We start from the raw sequence: 21,225 nt of genomic DNA on the forward strand, positions 1-21,225 counted from the left end.
GAGATCGTGCGTGGCCAGTGCGCCGCAGCGCCTAGATCAGGCTGTCCATCTTGCGGGCGAGCTTGGCGTCCTGAGCACTCAGCCCGCCGACGTCGTGGGTGGTAAGAACCACGTTCACGGTCTTGTAGACATTGCTCCACTCCGGATGATGATCCCATTTTTCCGCCCAGATCGCGACCCGGGTCATCCACCCGAACGCATCTATGAAATTATCGAACACGAATTTCTTTTCTATGGCGTCCCGGCCTTCGCACATGGACCAGCCGGTCTTGAGCAATGGTCCCAGCAGAGGGCCGCGTGCTTCGTCGGACAGTTTCTCGGTCATTGCTGTTCCTCCACCTGTGGTTTTCTGAACGGACCGTATTCGGTCAATATTTCGATCTCGTCTGCAACGGCTTCACGCTCGGCCCTGAGATAATTGGCAATCGCCCCGGCAAAACCTGGATCCGCAACCCAGTGCAGACTGTGAGTCTGGGTTGGCAAATAGCCGCGCGCCAGCTTGTGTTCCCCCTGTGCCCCGGCTTCGACCCGCGTCATGCCTTGCGCGATGGCAAAGTCGATAGCCCGATAATAGCACAGTTCGAAATGCAGGCAGGGGTGATGTTCGATGCAGCCCCAATAGCGCCCAAAGAGCGTATTGCGCCCGATCACGTTCAAAGCGCCCGCGACCCAACGGCCATTCCGCTCTGCCAGAACCAGCGCCAGGTCGTCGCGCAGGTGCGCTTGCGCCTGTTCGAAAAACTGTCGTGTCAGGTAGGGAGAACCCCATTTGCGCGCGCCGGTGTCCTGATAGAATTCCCAGAACGCGTCCCAGTGACCGGGTTCGATCCGATCGCCGGTCAGGACATGGATGTCGCCGCCAAAACCGTTGGCCTGTGCGCGCTCCTTGCGAATATTCTTGCGCTTGCGTGACGACAGGCTTGCGAGGAAAGCGTTGAAATCGGCATAGCTGTCGTTCAGCCAGTGAAACTGCTGGCTGGCGCGGGCCATAAGCCCCATCTTTTCACCGGCGGCGGCCTCCTGCTCTGTGCAAAAGGTCACGTGCAGGGATGACAGCTGATTGTCCGCCGCCAGTTGAACCGCACCTTGCACCAGCGCCGACTGCCCGATCTCGTCATAGCCGGGTCGTACCAGGAACCGCCGGCCTGTCGCGGGGGTGTGCGGCACCGCGATCTGGAGTTTGGGATAGTATCGCCCGCCCGCGCGTTCATAGGCATGTGCCCAGTTGTGATCAAAAATGTACTCGCCCTGAGAATGCGATTTGGCATAGAGCGGGGCACAGGCAATCAGCATTCCGTCGAGATAGGCGGTCAGGTATTGCGGCTGCCAACCGGTTCCGCGTCCGACGGATCCGGAGTCTTCGAGCGCAGACAGGAAGCGGTGGGTGGTGAACGGGTCGATCGGACGACCGCCATCCGCGGCTTCCGGGCAGGCGCAACTGTCCCAGTCGTCTGGCGCAATCTGCGACAGCGAGCCGATCACTTCTATTTCGATCTGTGCCTGGTCCATCTGTTCCTCGCGCGTGACCTATATCTGGTCACGGCAGACGCCGGATCAACCCGCAAGAGGCGCCAGATACCTTTCAAAGGTCACATTGTCGGCATATCGGCGGGCCTCTGCCTCCTCGCGGTGCGAGCGTACGGTCCAGCACAGCACCGGGGTTCCTGCCGCGCGCAGATCTGCAACGCGACGACGGGTCAGATCCGCCTTGTCATGGCTGATGAAGCTGGCCCCTGAGCTGGCAAAGTCCTGAATGTTCCGCAGCCGCTCACAGGTTGCGACCGGCAACGGCCATTCTGCGGGATCATAGCCGCTGGTCACCAGGCCGCGTGGCAGATCGGGTGCCAGTTCTGCCATTTTCGCGACGCTGTGCGGGTTGAATGACATCACGGCAACAGGGCCGGAGTAACCCCGCAACGCCGCAGCCGTGGCCTGTTCCAGCGGCCCGATCCCTGTGCCCATTGCGCCATCCTGATCCTTTATCTCGACCAGCAGCGGCACCCGGCCAGCCACCAGCGCGACGATCTCGGTCAGGGTCGGTATGGCTTCCCCGTCGCCATGACGGAGCGGCACCCGGCATGCTTCGTCCATCGTCAGTTTGCGCACCGGGCCGGACTGTTCGGTCAGGCGCGCGAGTTCATAGTCATGAAACACGAGCGCCTGTGCGTCGGCGGTCAGTTGCAGGTCGATCTCGATGCCATACCCCGCGGCGATGGCCGCCCGAATGGCGGCGCGGCTGTTTTCCGGGCGCCCGTCCGCGATGTCGTGCAATGCACGATGGGCGATTGGGGTTTCCGTGAACGCCCTGGGCAGGCGTGGCGTCATTTGATCTGGAAAATGCCGTCGATCTCGACCGCGACCCCCAGGGGCAGCGCCGCAGCGGAGACGGCGGCGCGAGCGTGCCGGCCCGCATCGCCCAACACCTCCACAAGGAAATCCGAAGCGCCGTTCACCACCTTGGGCTGGTCGGTAAAGTCGGGGGTCGAGTTGACAAAGGCGGTCAGCTTGATCACCCGGACCAACCGGTCGAGATTGCCGCCGCAGGCCGCCTTGACCTGCGCCAGCAGGTTGATCGCACAGGATTTGGCCGCGACGGCCCCTGCGTCGACATCCATCGTGTCACCCAGCTTGCCAACGATCAGACCGTTCGCATCGCTGGCGATCTGGCCCGAGACATAGACGGTGTCGCCGATCGTGACGAATGGTACATAATTGGCTGCCGGCGCCGGCGCGTCTGGCAATGTCACACCAAGCTCGGCAAGTTTGTCTTCGATGCTCATGGCGGGTCCCCTTTGAAGTCGTGTTGCGCGCGGACGCTAGCCGGGTTCGGCGGCGGCGAAAAGCCCGAAGTCAGGATTCGCGGAACGCCTTGGTGAAATAGTCTGCCAGGGGTTTGACCAGATAGGCGAGCGGTGTGCGCGCATCGGTGCGGATAAAGGTCTCGACCGGCATGCCGGGAATGAGGATCGTCCCCTCTGGCAGCCTGTTCTGTTGGCCTTCCTCCAGCATGATCTCGGCACGATAGAACGTCGCGCTGGTGTTGCTGTCCTCGAACGCATCAGCCGAAACATGGGTAACTGTTCCGAACAGTTCCGGCGTCTGCCTTTGATCCAGTGCGGAAAACCGCAGCGTGACCGGCTGGCCGACAAAAATCTTGTCGATATGGATCGGCTCCACACGTGCGGCGATGACCAGCGGCCGATCCTGCGGCACGAGATACAGAACCGGGTCGGCGGGGCGTATCACCGAGCGCGGCGTCTGCACCGTGAGACCATAGACGATCCCCGAAACCGGAGCGGTGATGTCGAGCCGGTTCAACCGTTCGATCAGAGAACGCCGCTGTTCGGCAAGTTCGAGTTCGCGGTATTGCAGGTCGCGCAGGCGCGTGATCGCCTCTTCGCGCTGCTTGGTGACGAGCTTCAGAACCTCGATGTCGATTTCGGTGATCCGGCCCTCGGCCTGCGCTTCGGAGGCGATAAGTTCGCCCAGCGTACCGTCAAGATCGGCAGCCGAGCGTTCCAGGTTCAGCACCGTGCCCGCTTGCGCAAGGCCACGGTCCAGAAGCGATTTCTGGTTGGCGAGTTCCTTGCTGATCAGGCTGATCTGGCGTTCGAGCGAATCCTGCTGGGCACGGATGCCCTTGATCTGCTCCTGGATTTGCCCCCGGCGTTTTTCAAGCTGTTCAGCTTCCTTTTCGATGGAGTCCTTGCGTGCCTTGAACAACCGCTCCTGCCCGTCGATGAGCCCCTGCATCTCCGGGCGGAGTCGCGCGGCTTCGATCAACTCCGGGTCAAAGGTGATGGTCTCTGCGCCGTCGCGCTCGGCTTCGAGACGCCCGCGGCGGGCCATGAGCTCGAAAAGCTGGCCCTCGGTAATCAGAAGGTCGGACGACAGCAACTTGGCATCCAGCCTGATCAGAACCGCGCCCTCGGTGACACTGTCGCCTTCATCCACGAGGATCTCCGCCACCACACCGCCGTCAGGATGTTGAACGACCTGTCGGTTGCGGTCCACTTCGAGGCGCCCGGGCGCAATGATCGCGCCGGCGATGTTGGACACCACCGACCATGTGCCGAATCCCCCCACCAGCAGCAGCAGTCCGAGAAGCCCAAACAGAACGGGTTTGCGGGCCGACCACTTGTTCGCGCTCATTGGACTCCTCCCATCGAGGACGATTTCTTCAATTGTTCGTGATTGGCAACCATCTCTTTCAGCACCTTGTCCTTGGGACCAAAGGCGGCGCGGGTGCCGTTGTCCATCACCAGCAGGGTATCACATTCCTGAATCGCCGCAGGCCGGTGCGCCATGATCAGGACCGATCCGCCGGCTGCCTTGTGGTCGCGAATCGCCTTGTTCAGCGCCATCGAGCCTTCGTTGTCGAGGTTCGAGTTCGGCTCGTCCAGGATGATGATGACGGGCTCCCCATAAAGTGCCCGGGCCAGCGCGATTCGTTGCATCTGCCCGCCGGAGAGGCGTCCACCGCCTGCCGATACACGGGTGTCATAACCATCGGGCAGCTTGACGATCATGTCATGGGCGTCGGCTTTCTTGGCGGCTGCAACAACCGCCTTGCTGTCGGGCTGGCCACTGAGGCGCGCGATGTTTGCTGCGATTGTTCCGTCGAACAACTGCACCCTCTGGGGCAGGTAGCCGATATAGCGCCCCAGATCGTCGGGCGCATATTGGTCGAGCGATGCGCCGTCCAGGCGAATGGAACCGCCAGCGGGTCTCCAGACGCCGGTGAGCGCGCGCGCCAGCGTCGATTTGCCTGCCCCGGACGAGCCGATCACGCCCACGGCCTGACCGGGTTCGACGCGAAAGCTCACGGTCTTGAGCGAGGCGCGGGTTTCGCCCGGCGGCACGATTGTAAGCGCCTGCACATCCAGCCGCGCCTTGGGCACCGGCAATTCGGTGCGCTGCGTTTCCGGCGGAACCTTCTCGAGCAGGTCGGCAAGGGTGTTCCAGCCTTTTGTCGCACGCTGCACCAGCGGCCATTGACCGATGGCCAGTTCGATCGGAGCCAGAGCCCGGCCCAGCAGGATCGAAGACGCGATCATCGCGCCCGCCGTTACCTCGTTCTGCAACACCAGATAGGCGCCAAGACCCAGCATCGCGGATTGCAGGAACAGCCGCAGCGTCTTGGTCATCGACGTGAATGTACCGCCGACATCGTTGGCGCCGATGCTTTCCTCGAGCGAGGCATCGCGGGCCGATTTCCACCGTTCGAAAGCCGCGCCCCGCATCCCCATGCTCTGGATCATCTCGGCTTCGTTGCGGATCTCTTCAGACAGCATCGACGCGCGGTGGGTCGCGGAATTGGCCTGCATCTGCGGGCCGCGTGAAAACAGCTGGTTCAGCAGGGTGATCACGATCAGTACCGCGCCACCCGAAAGGGCCAGTATCCCGAGCCAGGGGTGGAAGAGGATGATCCCGGCGAGGAAAACCGGTGTCCACGGCAGGTCGAACGCGGCCATCAGGACCGGCGACGAAATCAGCCGCTGCACCGCTTCCAGGTCGGCGAGACCCGTCTGCGCGGCAGGGTCCTGGGCGACGGCGGAACGGCGCACCATCGCGTCAAACACACGGTGATCGAGCGCCGATTGAAACCGCGCTCCGACCCGCGCCATGATGCGGCCTCTGCTATAGTCGAGTACGCCCATGACACCGTAGAGAAACGCGACCAGCAGCGTCAGCGCCACTAGCGTTTCCTCGGACCGGCTGCCCAGTACCCGATCATAGACTTGCAGCATGTAAAGCGGTCCGGTGAGCATCAGCAGGTTCGCGAAAAAGCTGAATATGCCGACAACCCAGAAGAGCGTGCGCCCCTGACGGAGTGCCTCTCGGAGTTCGTCGCGCCCCGGCTTTGTCATCATCTGAAATCTGCCCTGTCCTGTTAATCTCTTTTTGGGTCCGCAAGCGGCATCTTCATGCGGAGCGCTTACATGGCCTGTTTCCAAACTGCCACAATTTCATTAAGTGAAGTTGGAGCGAGTGTGAACCTACCCTGTTTGCATTAGTGAGTTGCCACTTGATTACCTCACACCGAAAACGGACACGATTTCCATGAACCTGCCTCCGCGCGCAAAGACCCTGATCATTGCCGGTCTCTGCCTGTCCCTGATGTCGGCCTGCACGGTTCGCAATCCCGACGAACGCGACAGCGCCGTGCCTTTTGATCCCTACGAGAAGAACAACCGCCAGGTCCACCGTTTCAACCTCGGAGTGGACAAGCTGCTTTTTCGGCCTGCTGCAAGGGGTTATACAAAGATTATCCCTGATCCGATCGAAGACAGCTTCAACAGTTTTGCCAGGAATCTGTCCGAACCCGGCGATGCCGCGAACTATTTGCTTCAGGGGAATCTGAAACAGGCGGGGATTTCCATCGGCAGATTCCTGATGAATTCGACCATCGGATTCGCCGGTCTGGCAGATCCCGCATCCGAGTTCGGTATTCCGGAAACCGAAACCGATTTCGGCGCGACCCTCGCAGCGTGGGGGGTCAAAGAGGGCGCCTATATCGAACTGCCGTTTTTCGGCCCGTCGACCCAGCGCGATTCGGTCGGTGTGCTGGTCGATTTCTTCACCAATCCCCTGACCTTTGCGCCCACCCGGCCGATCGAAAATGTCGGTTTCTATGCCAACGTCGTTGAGCGGCTGAGTGCGCGGGGCAGATATTCGGATACGGTCGACTCGATCCTGTACGAAAGCGAAGACAGCTACGCGGTCGCGCGCGTGATCTATTTGCAGAATCGCCGCTTTGAACTGGAAGGCAACAGTGGGGATACCTATGTAGATCCCTATGCAACATCCGACACCGACCCATACGAGGATTCCTATGCAGACCCCTATGCCGAATAAACCTCTGATGCGCCGCAGTTTTCTGGGATCGGCTCTTGCCTTCGCCGGCGTTGCGGCCCTGCCGATGCCGGCGCTTGCGCTAACCGAGGCCGGAGCGAAGAAACTGGTCGACCAACTCGTCGGCGAAATCAATCGCGTCATCGCTTCGGGCAAATCCGAAAGTGCGATGATTCGCGATTTCGAACGCATTTTCGTTCAGTTCGCCGATGTGTCGATCATGGCGCGCTATGCGCTTGGCAATGATGCGCGCAGCGCGAGCCAGGCCCAGTTGAACGCGTTTACCCAGGCGTTTCAGGGATATATCGCGCGCAAATACGGCCGACGCTTTCGCGAGTTCATCGGTGGCACGGTCGAGGTCACTTCGACCCGCAGGATCAAGAGCGGTTACGAGATTCGCAGCATTGCCAAGTTGCGCGGCGAAGCACCGTTTGAGGTCACATTCCTCGTGTCCGACAAATCCGGCCGCGACAAGTTTTTCAACATGTTCATCGAAGGTGTGAACCTGTTGCTGACCGAGCGGACCGAGATCGGTGCGATGCTTGATCGACGTAAGGGCAACATCGATCAGTTGACAGCAGACCTTTCCAAGCTCGGATAGGCGCCTTCGCGCCTATCGGTCATTGAAGTTCTGCGGGCTTTGATTGCCGCCACGGCCACCGCCGCCACCGAAAATGTCGCGCAATACCTTGTCCACGACCCCGCCAAAGCCGGTTCCACCCGAGCCGCTCTGGCGGGGAACGCCGCCGTCGCGGTTTTCGACCGGACCTGCCGGGGCGCGCATCGGTAGCGGCGTCGGCGCCAGCCCCTGATGCACCCGGATCATGGTTTCGTGCCAGATCTCGGCAGGAAGCCCGCCGCCGGTCACACCGCTCAGCGGCGTATTGTCGTCATAGCCCATCCAGACACCCGCAACATATTGCGACGTAAATCCGATGAACCATGCATCGCGCGCGGCCTGAGTGGTTCCGGTTTTGCCGGCAGCTTCCCAGTTCGGCAATTTCGCGCGCCGTCCCGAGCCTTCGGAAACCACCTTTTCCATCATCCAGATCAGTTCTTCGGCGGCCTTGGTCTGGATGACGCGCTCGCCGATCCCGCCCTCGGTCCCCATGAGCGCGTCGCGTTCGCCGAGCAGCTTCAACTCGGTCAGCCCATATGGCGTCACGGCGGAGCCGCCATTCAGAATGCCGGCATAAGCGCCGGTCATTTCAATCAACGTGCTCTCGGACGCGCCAAGCGCAAGGGCCGGCCCCGCCGCCAGATCGCTCTCGAGGCCGAATTGGCTGGCAACCTGGCGCACCAGTTCGCGCCCGACGCGCTCGGACACCTTGACCGCCGGAATGTTGAGCGAGTCTTTCAGGGCGTCCACGAGCGTCACCCGCCCCTTGTAGTTCTTGGTATAGTTCTGGGGACACCACTGTCCGGATCCCGGAATGTCCATGCAGAACGGTTCGTCGATCACCGTATCCAGCGGCGAATAGCCGAGATCCAGCGCGGCCCCGTAGACGAATGGCTTGAACGCCGATCCTGTCTGGCGTTTGGCCTGAACCGCGCGGTTGAATGCGCCGGCGACCTTGGCTTCGCGCCCGCCGACAATCGCGCGCACCGCGCCATCCGCAGACATGACCACGATTGCCGCCTGTGCCTTGGAGCCTGAGCGCACCTTGTTTTCGAACACGTATTGCATCGCTTCTTCCGCCGCGGCCTGAAGCCGTCGGTCAAGCGTGGTGCGGATGATCACGTCCTCGGTGGTGTTGCGGGTAAAGTACTCGGGACCGGCGGCCATGACCCAGTCGGCGAAATACCCGCCGGCTCGTTCGGCGGCCGCTTCCGAAAGCTGTGCCGGATGGTCGCGCGCCTGCTCGGCCTCTGCCGCGGTGAGATAGCCCTGATCCTCCATCAGCCCCACGATGACCGTCGCGCGGTTTTGCGAGCGGGTCAGGCTGTTGGTGGGGGCATACCGGGTCGGGGCCACCAGCAATCCGGCCAGCATTGCCGCCTCGGCGGGGGTGACGTTGGACGCGGATTTTCCGAAATACCTCTGGCTCGCCGCCTCGAAGCCACGTGCACCCGCGCCCAGAAAGGCCCGGTTCATGTAGATGGTCAGGATTTCATCCTTGGAATATTTGACCTCCATCGCGAGCGCGAACACAGCTTCCTTGATCTTGCGTTGCAGCGTGCCGCGACGACAATCGGCCTCGTATTCGGCTTCGCTCATTCCGGATGCAGGGTCATAGGGATCGCCAAGGCACAGCAGCTTGGCGGTCTGCTGCGTGATCGTCGAGCCGCCGTGACCGGACAAGGGGCCGCGCCCCTCGCTCAGGTTGATTCGAACGGCGCTGGCGATACCGCGCGGGCTGACGCCGAAATGCCGGTAGAACCGCTTGTCCTCGGTCGCGACGATGGCGTTGCGGATATTGGGCGAGACGGTCTCGGTCGTGATGACGCCGCCGAATTGATCGCCGCGCCAGGCAAACACATCACCGTTGCGATCGAGCATGGTCACCGACCCGCGCGCGCGCCCGTCGAGCAATTCGGTCACGTCCGGCAAGGTCGTATAGATATAACCGACCCACAGCGCGATGATGAGGCATACGACCGACCCGACGCGCCACGTCACGCTCCAGACCAGCCGCAGAAGCCATCCGATCAGCCGTCGGAAAAAGCCGAACAATCCGCCACCTCCGCCGGATTTGCGGCGGGTCGCCTGACGCTTGCGCGGGGCCGGTTTGGCCTTTTGTGGTGTCTTCCGCGTCTTGGTCGCAGTTGTCGTGCGGGTTTTCCGTTGCCCGGATGAATACCGCTTGTCGGCTACCAAAGGCGGCTTGCGTGGTGTCTTGTTTGTCATGCTCAGCCCTGCTCGGCCTTTGTGTTTGGGGTGACACTACATCGCCTGAGACGGTTTGTTGAGCCTCCGATTGATCGGGATATGCCATTTCCCAAATGATCAAAAAACAGTCAACCGCCAAATTTAGTGCAAAAATTGTGCATCTTTCCGCGTTTGGTGCCCGCTTCGGGTGCCCAAGCCATTTGCAACGCTGCATCGCGGCGTTTTGCTCGGGGTGTCTGCACGCAGGGAGCCTGCAAAGGAAAGGGATCGAGGTGAAACTCATCATAGCGACAATCAAGCCGTTCAAGCTGGAAGAGGTCCGCGAGGCGCTGACCGAATCCGGAGTGCGCGGCATGATGGTGACTGAAATCAAAGGGTTCGGATCGCAATCCGGTCATACCGAAATCTATCGCGGCGCGGAATACGCGGTGAATTTCGTGCCCAAAATCAAACTTGAACTCGTTGTCAGTGCGGCAATGGCGGAGCAGGTGGTCGAAACCATCACCAGAACCGCCAAGACCGGCAAGATCGGGGACGGCAAGATATTCGTGCTCGACGTGGAGCAGGCCATTCGCGTGCGCACCGGCGAAATCGACGAAGACGCGCTGTGAAAACGCGGTGGAAAAGGGGAATTGAGACAATGACATCGACCAAAACGATTGCCACAGCAGCCGCGCTTGTCGCGTTGCCGTCGCTGGGGCTGGCGCAAGAGGCGGATGTAACGCCGACAAATGCCGAACTGGGCTTTATCCTGACCACGTTCATGTTCATCGTGATGGGTGTGCTGGTGTTCTGGATGGCTGCGGGGTTCGCGATGCTCGAAGCCGGGCTGGTGCGATCCAAGAACGTCACCATGCAGTTGACCAAGAACATGGCGCTTTTTTCGCTGGCGGCGGTCTTTTATTTCGTGATCGGCTACAACCTGATGTATCCGGGTGATGGATGGGCCATTCCGGGGATGCTTGGTGCGTTTTCGGTGGTCAGCCTTGAACCAGTCGGGTTGAGCGGGGCAGAACCGGATCTCACCTATGCGTCGGTTGGCTCGGACTTTTTCTTTCAGTTGATGTTCTGTGCGGCGACCGCGTCGATCGTCTCGGGTGCGCTGGCCGAGCGCATCAAGCTGTGGCCCTTCCTGATCTTCGTGGTGATCCTGACGGCGTTGATCTACCCGATCCAGGCCAGCTGGAAATGGGGGGGCGGTTTTCTCGACAATGCCGGGTTCCTTGATTTCGCCGGATCGACAGTGGTTCATTCGGTTGGCGGCTGGGCGGCGCTGACCGGCGCTCTGATACTCGGGCCGCGCATCGGAAAATACGGCAAGGACGGCCGCGTGATCCCGATTCCCGGCTCCAATCTGGCGCTGGCGACCTTGGGCACCTTCATTCTGTGGATGGGCTGGTTCGGGTTCAACGGCGGTTCGCAACTCTACATGGACACGGCGGGCAATGTCGCCGACATCAGCCGTATTCTGGTCAATACCAACGCTGCCGCGGCGGCGGGTGCGGTGGCTGCGCTGATCCTGACCCAACTGCTCTACAAGAAGCCGGACCTCACGATGATCCTGAACGGTGCTCTCGCCGGTCTGGTTTCGATCACCGCAGAACCGCTGACACCGACGCTGTTGTCGTCGACATTTATCGGTGCTGTCGGAGGGGTGATCGTGGTCTTTGCGGTGCCATTCCTTGACAGGCTCCGCATCGACGATGTGGTCGGTGCCATTCCGGTCCATCTTTTCGCAGGCATCTGGGGGACCATCGCGGTGGTCTTCACCAATCCCGATGCGTCGCTGATCACACAGATTTATGCGATCCTCGTGGTCGGTGTGTTCGTGGTCGTGACCTCAGCCGTGGCCTGGCTGATCCTCCGGGCGGCCCTGGGTATCCGTGTGGGAGAAGAGGAAGAGATCAACGGCCTCGACATGGCGGAGCTGGGCATGGAAGCGTATCCGGAATTCTCCAAGGGCTGACGTCATGCTCTTTGTTGAGAAGGCCCCGGCGCATTGCACCGGGGCCTTCTCATTTTGACCCTGCCGGTCGCTCCCGCGCGCTGCGGATCTGCGTGAAAACAGCATGAACCTTGAACGCAAAACACCCGCCGGGTTTCCGGCGGGTGTTTGTCTTTATCAGGGTTTCCCGTTCCTGCACGCCCTGAAACGGACGCGCGGACGGGATGTCACGCGTTAGCGGCGCAGGCCCAGACGTTTGATCAGGTCCTGATAGCGGGCCTCGTCCTTGCGCTTGACATAGTCGAGCAGCTTGCGGCGCTGGGCGACCATCTTGAGCAGGCCGCGACGGCCGTGATTGTCTTTCTTGTGGGTCTTGAAGTGTTCAGTCAGGGTCGCGATGCGCGAGCTTAGAACGGCAACCTGGACTTCCGGCGAACCGGTATCGCCTTCCTTGGTTGCGAATTCCTTCATGATCCGCGATTTTTCTTCCAGCGTAATCGACATCGGGGTCTCCTTTGCAGGTTGGAATGAATGGCGCAGGCCGGGATGTCGTCCAGCACAGGCCCATGGAGAGTTGTCCCTGCCAATCGCGATGGGCGCGAGTCGTCAGGGATGGGGGCGTATAGACGCGTTTTCCACCAAAGGCAAAGGGTTTTGCGATGCGATCCGTGGTCAGCCGTTGCCCAGACCCAAGGTGACTCCCGTTGCGCGATCCACGATGACGATATCATCGGCGCTCAAGGTGGAGCCCCCCATCACGCTGGCAACTTCGGTGCCATCGATCCAGATATGGCTAAGACCTTCGGTCTCTTCATCGGCGATCACCTCGATTCGCGGCTCGGCGTTCTGTTCGAGATCGGACATCACCATTATCTGGTCGTCGTCGGCCTCATAATCCATCACGCGGATGGCCTCGGACTCCTGCCCATCCCCGGCGGTGTCATGCGCATCAAGGACAAAGCGATCCGCCCCGTCCCCTCCGGACAACACATCTCCACCAGCTCCGATCAGCGTGTCGTCGCCATCGCCGCCGTTGAGGTAATCCACGGTTTCGTCATCCGCAAGATCTTCGTGATCGGACCCGATGAGAAGGTCGTCGCCGAAACCGCCAAACAGGGTATCCTGTCCGTCACCGCCGACCAATACGTCATCGCCCATGCCGCCATGCAACGCATCGTCGTCCCCGTTGCCATGCAGAAGGTCGTCGCCGTCACCACCCTGCAGGACATCCTCACCTTCGCCGCCCCGCATCAGGTCATCACCGCCATGGCCAAAGAGCAGGTCCGCACCCATGTCACCGCTGAGCATATCCTGACCGTCCTCGCCATGCAGAGTGTCGTTGCCGTCACCGCCAAAGAGGGTGTCGTCACCCGCAGCACCGTGCAGGTCGTCATCTCCGGCACCGCCATGAATCGAATCGGCCCCGCCATATCCGTTGATCTGATCGTTCCCGGTGTCGCCAGCGATCTGTTCAGCCGCCGAGCCGCCTGACAGGATCTGGTCGATCGGCACGATTTCAGCGGTGGATTCACCGGTTGCGACATCTTCGGTTTCCGGCCCCATGTCCTCCCCGGACTCTTCGTCGGGTTCAGCAGACAGATCAACGACCATGGCCGCGCCGCCGACCGCAAGCAACCCCAGCAACCCAGCCAACATCAACATCGGAACTCTCCACAGAATACGTCCGGTGAATTAGGACATGCCGGTGGGGTCCGGGTCAAAGCAAAGCTGACCTCAGGGTTAAGCGCGGGTTATCAGATCCACGGTTCCGGTTGTTGGCTATAGGCGATGTAAAGCGGGTGTTTCGGGTGTCCGGTCTTGCTCAGCCCGAGGTGAAACAGAGGGCGTCCCGTACCGCGCAGCAATGTGGCAACCGTATCGCCGCGTGACAGGTGCGCGCCGTGCGTTCCCCAGGCGGCGATCACCTGATCGGCCCATGCGGCCCCGGCCAGGATCGCCGCGTCGTTTTCCGGCCCGACGGGATCCTCGGCGGCGCGCATGGCGCGGGGATCGGTGTCGCGCCAGGCGAATATGTTGGTCACCTGAAACGCGCCGAAACCAAGCGCGCGTGCCCGCCTTTCGCAGCGTTCGACGGTGGGGTCGTTCTGAATCTCGGTGGCGGTCGAGGGGTTCAGCATCACGAACAGCGCCCGCTTGCCCGCTGCATCCCAGACCCGCGTGAGGCTATAGCGATAGCGTTCGCAATCGGAATAGATGGCGGTCGAGGGGGCATCCCCCTTGGTGTGAGATCGGGTTATCATAGCGCGGGTTTAGCCAGAATGAACCGACGGGAAAAGAGCCCGGGTGGCCTCTTGCTGCCGGATCTCATGATTGGTTGAACACGCGGGCAGGGTGCAGTTCGCCCGATTTGTAGACTCCCACCGCCAGCGCCTTGCCATCCTGCGAGGCCCAGGCGTCGTCGCCGTATTCCACATCCGAGGCAAAGACCATGCCGGGATTGCCGTTGCGCAACCGCGTCGCTCCTTCGGGGGTGCAGCGCAGTTCGGGCAGTTCGGAGAGGCCGACTTCGAGCGGTTGCAGATGGGCGTCTAGTTCAGGCGTCCGCGCCAGTTCCTCGATTCGCTCCAGTGACAGGCCGTCCTCGGCATTGAACGGCCCCGACCAGATGCGCCGCAGCGACACGACATGCCCCAGACACCCGAGCGCCTTGCCCAGATCGCGCGCGATGCTGCGCACGTAACCGCCCTTGCCGCATGTCATTTCCAGCGTGACGTGATCGGCATCGGGCCGGTCTGTCAGGATCAGCTGCTCGACCCAGAGCGGACGGGCGGCAAGTTCCATGTCTTCCCCGTCCCTCGCGCGCTTGTAGGCGCGTTCCCCGTCGATCTTGACGGCCGAGAATTGCGGCGGCACCTGCTGGATATCGCCGACAAACGCGTTCAGCGCATTCTTGATCTCTTCATCGGTGGGCCGCAGGTCGCTTTGTGCGATGATCTCGCCCTCGGCGTCGTCGGTATTGGTCGACTGCCCAAGCCGGACGGTAAATGTATACGCCTTGAGCGCGTCGGTTATGTAAGGCACCGTTTTCGTCGCCTCGCCAAGCGCAATGGCAAGCACGCCGGTCGCCGCCGGATCAAGCGTCCCCGCGTGCCCCGCCTTTTGCGCGTTCATCGCCCAGCGGACCTTGTTCACGATAGCGGTTGAGGTCGGCCCGGCGGGCTTGTCGATGACCAGCCAGCCCGAAATGTCGCGGCCTTTGCGTTTGCGTCCCATGGTGCCTCTGCGTGGTTCAGGATGCGGCGGCGTAGCCGAGACGGGCAGGGCTGTCAAACCCCGCCGGATGCCGGCGCAAGATGCGGACGAAACTTTACCTCGTGTTTGACGCATCTGTCCGGTTGCGCCCGGGATCAGGCAATTCTAGATCCGGTACCGGAGATGCCTGAAGAAGCGACAGGGTCAATGACGAAACATGCCACCACCGTGATCGGGCAGACCAAGCCTGGCGGGTCACCGGGCGAGGTTTTTCGGGCCTTTCTCAAGCTGGGCCTGACCTCGTTCGGCGGGCCGGTTGCCCATCTTGGCTACTTTCACGACGAACTGGTCACGCGGCGCAAGTGGATCGACGAGGCGGGGTATGCCGATCTCGTGGCGCTGTGTCAGTTTCTGCCCGGCCCGGCCAGCAGCCAGGTCGGTTTCGCGCTCGGTCTGTTGCGTGGCGGGCCGTTGGGGGCGCTGGCCGCGTGGGTGGCGTTCACGCTCCCCTCTGCGCTGATACTGGTGTTGTTTGCGCTGGGGGCTGCTGCCTTTGACGGACCGGTGGGGGCTGGGTTGATCCATGGCCTCAAGGTGGTTGCGGTTGCGGTGGTCGCGCAGGCGGTCTGGGGCATGGCGCGCAGCCTTGCGCCGGATGGCGCGCGGGCCGGGATCGCGCTCGCCGCCGTGCTTCTCGTGGTGTTTGTGGGGGGCTCGCAGGGTCAGATCGCCACCATTCTGGCCGGCGCTGCGGCGGGTCTGGTCCTGTGCCGCGAGGCGCAGGCCCCTGTGCAGGGGCATCTGGCCTTTGCCGTTTCAAAGCGGGCGGGCATCCTGTCACTCGTCCTTTTCGTCGCGCTTCTGGTTCTGTTGCCATTCGTGGCCTCAGGCGCGCCGGGCTTGGCCTTGTTCGATGGCTTTTATCGCGCCGGGGCGCTGGTCTTTGGCGGAGGGCATGTGGTGCTGCCGCTGCTTCAGGCCGAAGTGGCGGGCGTTGGCGGCGTGTCCAACGATGCCTTTCTTGCCGGTTACGGCGCAGCGCAGGCGGTTCCGGGGCCGCTGTTCACCTTTGCTGCCTATCTTGGCGCGATCATGGGAACGCCGCCTGGCGGGATCGCCGGGGCGGCCGTCGCGCTGGTGGCGATCTTTCTGCCGGGATTCCTGTTGCTCATTGGCGCGCTGCCCTTCTGGAACGTGTTTCGCGTGCGCCCTGCGGCGCAGTCGGCGATGCGCGGGGCCAATGCGGCGGTGGTGGGGATCCTCGGCGCGGCGCTTTATGATCCGGTCTGGACCAGCGCCATCCTGTCTCCACGCGACTTTGCGCTGGCGCTTGCGGGGTTCCTGCTGCTCACCGTCTGGAAGGCGCCCCCCTGGATCGTTGTGGTGCTCGTCGGCGTCGGCGGTATCGTGCTCGGGCCGCTCTGAACGCCTATTCCGCGTCCACCACCAGCCCGACAATCGGCCCCAGCCGAAAACCCAGGTCATTGCGACCGATGGACGGGGCATACAGGCGCGAGATGTTGCCGTCGAAATAGAGGGCATTGGGCAGGTTCAGAGCATCGCGAAACATGCTGCCGAATTCATGAAATGTCACCGCGTTCCGTGAAATGACGAACACGGCCCGGCTGCCATCGGCGCTGGTTCCGACGCCATTGCGGACATAGCGCGACGTGCTGTCGACGAGAAACCGCGGGTGCAACTCTCCGTCGATGACCAGCATCGGTCCGGATTGCGTGGCATATTTGCAGGCTGGTTGCGCCTCGACAAAGGCCAGCGTTTCGAACACATCCGCGCGGCCCTCGCGAATGCAGAACACGCCATTCGGCAAAAGCCCGAAATTCCCGGGCCCCTCATTGGTAATCACGCGTTTTGTCTCGATACCATTCTCGAGATAATGACCCACCGGCGTGCGGTCATCGTGATACATGCCCGCGTTCATCGCAAAGGCGAGCCGTTTGCCCGATCCGGCAAGTGCGGAGTCGATGCTGGAAAAATGCCCGTACAACGCGCCGGTGTCGTCTTGGAGAAACAGGCGCAAGTCGGCCTGCGTCATGTCGATGTCACAGACCGTATAGCCGTTGCCGCCATGTTCGATATCGCGGCAATCCTGCGCCGTTGCGGCGACCGGGGCCATCAGAAGGGTCAGCAGGGAGGCGACAATTCGCTTCACCCTTCGATGTCGCGGCGGACCGCGTCCTGGTTCAGCATCCTGCGTGTATCGTCCATGCGGTCAAACGTATCATCCAGTTGGAAGCGCAGGTCCGGGGCAAACTTCAGTGCCAGTTTCTTGGACACCGCCCGACGCAGTTCCCCCTTGTTGCGGGCCAGCAGCTTCAGAACCTCGTCCTGGCCCTGCCCGCCAAGGGGCAGCACATAGGCGGTTGCAACCCGCAGGTCAGGGGAGGTTCGGACCTCGCCCACGGTGATCGACATGCGGTTGAGGTCGGGATCGTGGACGTCGCCACGGGCCAGCACTTCGGAGAGGGTGCGCCGGATCAGTTCGCCGACGCGAAGCTGCCGCTGGGACGGGCCGGGACCATCGTGAAATTTGTTCTTTGCCATGATCCTGATCTAAGCGGTCGCAGAGGCTTTGCCAAGCGGGCCGCAACCGGATAACAGCACCTGACGCAATGGAGTGACGCGCAATGACACATAAGCCGGGTATTGTTGTAACGGGCGCATCGGGCCGCATGGGCCAGATGCTGGTGCGGATCATCACCGAAAGCGACAAGGCACAGCTTGTCGGCGCTGTCGAACGCGAGGGTCACGCATGGGTGGGGCAGGATATCGGCACCGCCATGGGCGGCGGCGCGCTCGGAGTCGCGGTGACCGATGATCCGCTCGAGGCCTTTGCCCGGGCGCAGGCGGTGATCGACTTTACCGCGCCACAGGCAACGCTGGATTTTGCAGTGCTCGCAGCGCAGGCGCGGCTGGTCCATGTGATCGGGACAACCGGGATGACGGATGCGCAGATCGCGGCGCTGACGCCGGCATCGCGACATGCGGTGATCGTGCGGGCCGGCAACATGAGTGTTGGCGTCAACCTGTTGACACAGTTGACCCGAAAGGTGGCGGCGGCGCTTGGCGAGGATTTCGATATCGAGATCATCGAAGCGCATCATCGTCACAAGGTGGATGCACCCTCCGGCACCGCTCTGATGCTGGGCGAGGCGGCGGCAGAGGGGCGCGGTGTTGCCCTGTCCGATGTCGCGGATCGTGGTCGCGACGGTATTACCGGCGCGCGCGAACGCGGTCACATCGGCTTTACCGCGATCCGGGGCGGTGACATCGTGGGCGAACATGACGTGCTGTTCGCCGCACCCGGCGAGCGGATCACGCTGCGCCACGTCGCCACCGACCGCGCGGTGTTCGCCCGTGGCGCCCTGCGCGCCGCATTGTGGGGGCAGGGCAAGGCTCCGGGTGCCTATGACATGATAGATGTTCTTGGTCTGAACGACTGATCGGCAAGTTTTCGCGCAGCGACCTGTCGATATGATCCTGAGCGCCGCGGGTCGGGCAATCCGGCGACCGAAAGGCACAGGTTGCGCCACGAACCCCATCGCCGTCCACAGGTCACGACCCAAGTGTTTCACTTGGACGCAAACCGGTAAGAACTCACATCTCCAACGTCAGCCCCCGTGCCGCAATGGACGCGAATACCACGGGTCTCCCGGGCGGATCAGGTCGAGCGGAGCAGGACCTTGCTCGAACCCAGGGCTTCGGCAATGCGGCTGTATTGCTGGCTTTTGCTTTCGGAACCTGAGGCGCTGCGCAGCAGCAGGGTTTCGGTATTGCTCAGGATGGCACTTGCCTGCTGGTTCACCTGTGCCTGGGCCTGCGGAGCAACCGGCGTGAGCGGGCGCGAGGTGCGAATCTCGGGCGAGGTGTCGGTGGCCTGTCGGGTGGCGCGTCCGCGCATCTGCGACGTATCACGGTTGCGGCGGGCAAGATTCTCAAGCTGGTCAGAGGTGTCCCGCAGAATATCGCGCACCTCGTCGTAATCGGTGTTTCGCGGGATACCGTCCGCAATCTGACCCAGGCGTTCGGCAAGGCAATCGACCCTGTAGGACTCATTGTCGAGTTCGGCGCAGAACTGCTGGGCCGCCGCGATGCCGCCGGTAACGACCTCGGTGTAGTTGTTCGATCCGAAACCACCGGCGGGGAGGATGACCGTGTAGACCAGCGGCGGAACCGCCTGAGCAAATGCGGGCAGGCCGGTTCCCGTTGCGGCGACGAGAGTGGCGGCAATTCCCAGTTTCCGAAATGCGGTCATGTTGAAATGGTCTCCTGCAAGTAGATAAGCTGTTTTTCGCGCCCTGCGTTGCCCGTTGCGTCGCGTCGCGCTATCGTTGGTCATAGTCTAACAGGATTCGAGTGAGAGGGCATGGCCAAATTTTCTAGCATCATGATCGCCGGTGTATTTGCAGCAGGCCTCGCGGCGCAGGCGCAGTCCCAGACAACAGCCCCGCTGACGCAGGCACAGGCGCGTCTGGCCTGTGGAGCGGGCGTCGTGCTGGGTGCCGTGACCTTGCCGGATGGCTCGATCAAGGTCACATGCGAGGCACAGGCCGCAGGCCAGGTTCCCACGGCTCTTGCGGGTGCGCTGACGCCTGAAGCCGCAGCGGCGCTTGTCGCGACCGTTGTGATCGTCGGGGTTCTTGTCGGGGATGGCGGATCGGAATCGAGTGCCACGACAACGGCTGCACCGGTCGATCTGGAGCAGTATTAACCGCGACGTCGGCGCTTTTCAGCCGCCGTTCAGAAATCGACCGCGAGGCCCTTTTTTTCCCAATCGCCATAGCGAACGGGTTCCGGACCGTCGCGGCCTCCGAGCTCCTTTGGCAGGGGCGCTTTGAGCGCGGCACGCTTGCGGCGCTCTTCAGCCTCGGCAAGAGCGCGCTGCGCGGCGGGCGGCAGGTCGGGGTTCGGAGTCTCGGTCATCGCGGGTTCCTTTATGCCTGATGCGTGATATACGCCCGGGTCCGTGTCTGACAAGGGACGCGGTAGATTTGCGGAGAAGGACGGATGGCCGATAACGCTCTGGGCGCAAGGCGCAGCGCAATTTACCTGCTCGATCAGGTGCTCGGCGAGGGGCGGTTGATGGCCGAATGCTTGTCCGCGGGCGCTCTGGAGCGGCTGGCCCCGGAAGAGCGCGCGCGGGCGCAGCGCCTTGCGCTTGAAACGCTTCGGGGCCTGGAGCGCGCCGACCGCCTGTTGCAGCGGCATCTGCGCAAGACTCCGCCGCTGACCGTGCGCAATGCCCTGCGTCTGGGAACGGTCGAGCTGTGCAGGGGCGAGGCTGCGCATGGCGTGGTGAACGCGATGGTTCAGATCGTTGGCGGGCATCGACGACATGGACAGCTCAAGGGGATGGTTAACGCCGTCCTGCGCAAGATCGCGGCGGATGGACCGGACGCCTGGACCAGGCTGCGCATCCCGCGCCTGCCAAAATGGCTGCGCGCGCCGCTGGTATCGGCCTGGGGTCCCGAAGCCGTGGCGATGATGGAAGCCGCGCATTTCGCCGGCGCACCGCTGGATGTCACCGGCAAGCCGGGGGCAGACCTGTCGGCATTGGACGGCGCGGCATTGCCCACCGGGTCGCTGCGACTGGCGGCACCGGGGCAGGTCACCGCATTGCCGGGCTATGGCGCGGGCGATTGGTGGGTCCAGGACGCCGCTGCCGCTTTGCCGGCAACGCTGTTGGCTGTGGGTCCGGGCGAGCGCGTGCTCGATCTCTGCGCCGCTCCGGGCGGCAAGACGTTGCAACTCGCCGCCACCGGGGCGGATGTGGTCGCGGTGGACAGTTCGGCGCAGCGGATGAAACGTTTGCAGGAGAATCTCGCGCGCACCGGGTTGCGTGCCGAAACGCGGGTCGCCGACGTGCTCGAAGAATCGGGTCAGTATGATGCGATCCTGCTGGATGCGCCCTGTTCGGCAACCGGCACGATCCGCCGTCACCCGGACCTGCCCCATGCCAAGGACGGGTCGGAATTCGGCGCGCTGATCGAGTTGCAGACCCGGATGCTGGCGCATGCCTGGGGCTTGCTGCGGCCGGGCGGGCGGATGGTGTTCTGTACCTGCAGCCTGTTGCCTGACGAAGGCGAGGTGCAGGTCGAAGAGGCGCTCGACATGTTTGCAGACATGCGGACCGATCGCGCGGCCCTTTCGCGTCCGGGCATCGACCCGGCGTGGATCACCGAAGAGGGCGGTTTGCGCCTGCGGCCGGATTACTGGCCCGACCGGGGCGGAATGGACGGGTTTTACATGGCGCTGCTGCGCAAAGAACCCGCCGCCTGACCAAGGCCTGTTGACAAACGTCCGGCGCCGGTTGCGACTACTGCCACGAGATACGAGACGAAACGCATAAAGACACCGCAGAGCG

Annotated in this window: 23 protein-coding genes; 8 read left to right on the forward strand and 15 right to left on the reverse strand. The window is 62.5% G+C overall.

Annotated features, from left to right (window positions below; all coding sequences use genetic code 11):
• Positions 1-31: 31 nt before the first annotated feature.
• The 6 genes from AB9K34_RS06870 to AB9K34_RS06895 all read right to left on the reverse strand — a co-directional run bounded on the left by AB9K34_RS06870 (position 32) and on the right by AB9K34_RS06895 (position 5,873).
• On the reverse strand, positions 32-325 hold the full coding sequence (locus AB9K34_RS06870) for a 4a-hydroxytetrahydrobiopterin dehydratase (RefSeq protein WP_369953680.1): 294 nt from the start codon (positions 323-325) through the stop codon (positions 32-34).
• Entirely contained in the window at positions 322-1,509 is a 1,188-nt protein-coding gene (locus AB9K34_RS06875) for a GNAT family N-acetyltransferase (RefSeq protein WP_369953681.1), read from the reverse strand. Before AB9K34_RS06875 ends, AB9K34_RS06870 begins: the two co-directional genes overlap by 4 nt.
• A 45-nt stretch (positions 1,510-1,554) precedes the next feature.
• Positions 1,555-2,325, reverse strand: coding sequence for a glycerophosphodiester phosphodiesterase family protein (locus AB9K34_RS06880; RefSeq protein ID WP_369953682.1), 771 nt, complete (start codon positions 2,323-2,325; stop codon positions 1,555-1,557).
• Positions 2,322-2,780 (reverse strand): RidA family protein, encoded by a 459-nt coding sequence (locus AB9K34_RS06885; protein WP_369953683.1) that lies wholly within the window; start codon positions 2,778-2,780, stop codon positions 2,322-2,324. The genes AB9K34_RS06880 and AB9K34_RS06885 overlap by 4 nt, the downstream gene beginning before the upstream one ends.
• Before the next feature lie 70 nt (positions 2,781-2,850).
• Positions 2,851-4,152 carry an HlyD family type I secretion periplasmic adaptor subunit gene (locus AB9K34_RS06890; protein WP_369953684.1) on the reverse strand — a complete coding sequence of 434 codons (1,302 nt, stop codon included), beginning with the start codon at positions 4,150-4,152 and terminating at the stop codon, positions 2,851-2,853.
• Entirely contained in the window at positions 4,149-5,873 is a 1,725-nt protein-coding gene (locus AB9K34_RS06895; RefSeq protein ID WP_369953685.1) for a type I secretion system permease/ATPase, read from the reverse strand. Before AB9K34_RS06895 ends, AB9K34_RS06890 begins: the two co-directional genes overlap by 4 nt.
• Positions 5,874-6,063: 190 nt before the next feature.
• On the opposite strand from AB9K34_RS06895, the gene AB9K34_RS06900 reads away from it, so the two are divergent.
• Both AB9K34_RS06900 and AB9K34_RS06905 read left to right on the forward strand, forming a co-directional pair.
• The gene (locus tag AB9K34_RS06900; protein WP_369953686.1) at positions 6,064-6,858 is read left to right on the forward strand and encodes a VacJ family lipoprotein; all 795 of its coding nucleotides are present in this window, start codon (positions 6,064-6,066) and stop codon (positions 6,856-6,858) included.
• Complete coding sequence (locus tag AB9K34_RS06905) at positions 6,848-7,456, forward strand: phospholipid-binding protein MlaC (RefSeq protein ID WP_369953687.1); 609 nt, start codon at positions 6,848-6,850, stop codon at positions 7,454-7,456. The genes AB9K34_RS06900 and AB9K34_RS06905 overlap by 11 nt, the downstream gene beginning before the upstream one ends.
• 12 nt (positions 7,457-7,468) lie before the next feature.
• Here the strand turns inward: AB9K34_RS06905 and AB9K34_RS06910 are convergent, their stop codons facing one another.
• Positions 7,469-9,703: a transglycosylase domain-containing protein gene (locus AB9K34_RS06910; protein ID WP_369953688.1), complete on the reverse strand. Its 2,235-nt coding sequence runs from the start codon at positions 9,701-9,703 to the stop codon at positions 7,469-7,471.
• Between the two features lie 254 nt (positions 9,704-9,957).
• Here AB9K34_RS06910 and AB9K34_RS06915 point away from each other — a divergent pair, with 254 nt between their 5' ends.
• Together AB9K34_RS06915 and AB9K34_RS06920 are read left to right on the forward strand one after the other, a co-directional pair.
• Positions 9,958-10,296, forward strand: a complete 339-nt coding sequence (locus AB9K34_RS06915) for a P-II family nitrogen regulator (RefSeq protein ID WP_369953689.1) — start codon at positions 9,958-9,960, stop codon at positions 10,294-10,296.
• Between the two features lie 29 nt (positions 10,297-10,325).
• Complete coding sequence (locus tag AB9K34_RS06920; RefSeq protein WP_369953690.1) at positions 10,326-11,651, forward strand: ammonium transporter; 1,326 nt, start codon at positions 10,326-10,328, stop codon at positions 11,649-11,651.
• Positions 11,652-11,864: 213 nt separating this feature from the next.
• Here the strand turns inward: AB9K34_RS06920 and rpsO are convergent, their stop codons facing one another.
• From rpsO to truB, 4 genes are all read right to left on the reverse strand, one after another.
• The gene (gene rpsO / locus AB9K34_RS06925) at positions 11,865-12,134 is read right to left on the reverse strand and encodes a 30S ribosomal protein S15 (protein WP_369953691.1); all 270 of its coding nucleotides are present in this window, start codon (positions 12,132-12,134) and stop codon (positions 11,865-11,867) included.
• 168 nt (positions 12,135-12,302) lie between these two features.
• Positions 12,303-13,292, reverse strand: a complete 990-nt coding sequence (locus tag AB9K34_RS06930; protein ID WP_369953692.1) for a calcium-binding protein — start codon at positions 13,290-13,292, stop codon at positions 12,303-12,305.
• A 92-nt stretch (positions 13,293-13,384) separates the two neighbouring features.
• A complete protein-coding gene (locus AB9K34_RS06935) occupies positions 13,385-13,891 on the reverse strand; it encodes a DUF1643 domain-containing protein (RefSeq protein WP_369953693.1) in 507 nt (168 codons plus the stop codon).
• A gap of 64 nt (positions 13,892-13,955) precedes the next feature.
• Positions 13,956-14,864 (reverse strand): tRNA pseudouridine(55) synthase TruB, encoded by a 909-nt coding sequence (truB, locus tag AB9K34_RS06940; RefSeq protein WP_369953694.1) that lies wholly within the window; start codon positions 14,862-14,864, stop codon positions 13,956-13,958.
• A gap of 186 nt (positions 14,865-15,050) precedes the next feature.
• Between truB and chrA the strand changes: the two genes are divergently transcribed.
• Positions 15,051-16,268, forward strand: a complete 1,218-nt coding sequence (gene chrA, locus AB9K34_RS06945) for a chromate efflux transporter (RefSeq protein ID WP_369953695.1) — start codon at positions 15,051-15,053, stop codon at positions 16,266-16,268.
• A 4-nt stretch (positions 16,269-16,272) separates the two neighbouring features.
• On the opposite strand, the gene AB9K34_RS06950 is transcribed toward chrA, so the two are convergent.
• Both AB9K34_RS06950 and rbfA read right to left on the reverse strand, forming a co-directional pair.
• Positions 16,273-16,977 carry a phosphodiester glycosidase family protein gene (locus AB9K34_RS06950; RefSeq protein ID WP_369953726.1) on the reverse strand — a complete coding sequence of 235 codons (705 nt, stop codon included), beginning with the start codon at positions 16,975-16,977 and terminating at the stop codon, positions 16,273-16,275.
• 32 nt (positions 16,978-17,009) lie between these two features.
• Positions 17,010-17,405, reverse strand: a complete 396-nt coding sequence (rbfA, locus tag AB9K34_RS06955) for a 30S ribosome-binding factor RbfA (RefSeq protein ID WP_369953696.1) — start codon at positions 17,403-17,405, stop codon at positions 17,010-17,012.
• Positions 17,406-17,488: 83 nt separating this feature from the next.
• On the opposite strand from rbfA, the gene dapB reads away from it, so the two are divergent.
• Positions 17,489-18,304, forward strand: coding sequence for a 4-hydroxy-tetrahydrodipicolinate reductase (gene dapB / locus AB9K34_RS06960; RefSeq protein WP_369953697.1), 816 nt, complete (start codon positions 17,489-17,491; stop codon positions 18,302-18,304).
• 218 nt (positions 18,305-18,522) lie between these two features.
• Here dapB and AB9K34_RS06965 read toward each other — a convergent pair whose 3' ends face one another.
• Complete coding sequence (locus AB9K34_RS06965) at positions 18,523-19,116, reverse strand: hypothetical protein (RefSeq protein ID WP_369953698.1); 594 nt, start codon at positions 19,114-19,116, stop codon at positions 18,523-18,525.
• Between the two features lie 111 nt (positions 19,117-19,227).
• On the opposite strand from AB9K34_RS06965, the gene AB9K34_RS06970 reads away from it, so the two are divergent.
• Positions 19,228-19,572, forward strand: coding sequence for a hypothetical protein (locus AB9K34_RS06970; protein WP_369953699.1), 345 nt, complete (start codon positions 19,228-19,230; stop codon positions 19,570-19,572).
• Positions 19,573-19,601: 29 nt separating this feature from the next.
• Here AB9K34_RS06970 and AB9K34_RS06975 read toward each other — a convergent pair whose 3' ends face one another.
• Complete coding sequence (locus AB9K34_RS06975; RefSeq protein WP_369953700.1) at positions 19,602-19,784, reverse strand: DUF1674 domain-containing protein; 183 nt, start codon at positions 19,782-19,784, stop codon at positions 19,602-19,604.
• 84 nt (positions 19,785-19,868) lie between these two features.
• On the opposite strand from AB9K34_RS06975, the gene AB9K34_RS06980 reads away from it, so the two are divergent.
• The gene (locus AB9K34_RS06980; protein WP_369953701.1) at positions 19,869-21,140 is read left to right on the forward strand and encodes an RsmB/NOP family class I SAM-dependent RNA methyltransferase; all 1,272 of its coding nucleotides are present in this window, start codon (positions 19,869-19,871) and stop codon (positions 21,138-21,140) included.
• Positions 21,141-21,225 lie beyond the last annotated feature (85 nt).

It is taken from the genome of Sedimentitalea sp. XS_ASV28 (genome assembly GCF_041224545.1).
Classification (GTDB): domain Bacteria; phylum Pseudomonadota; class Alphaproteobacteria; order Rhodobacterales; family Rhodobacteraceae; genus Sedimentitalea.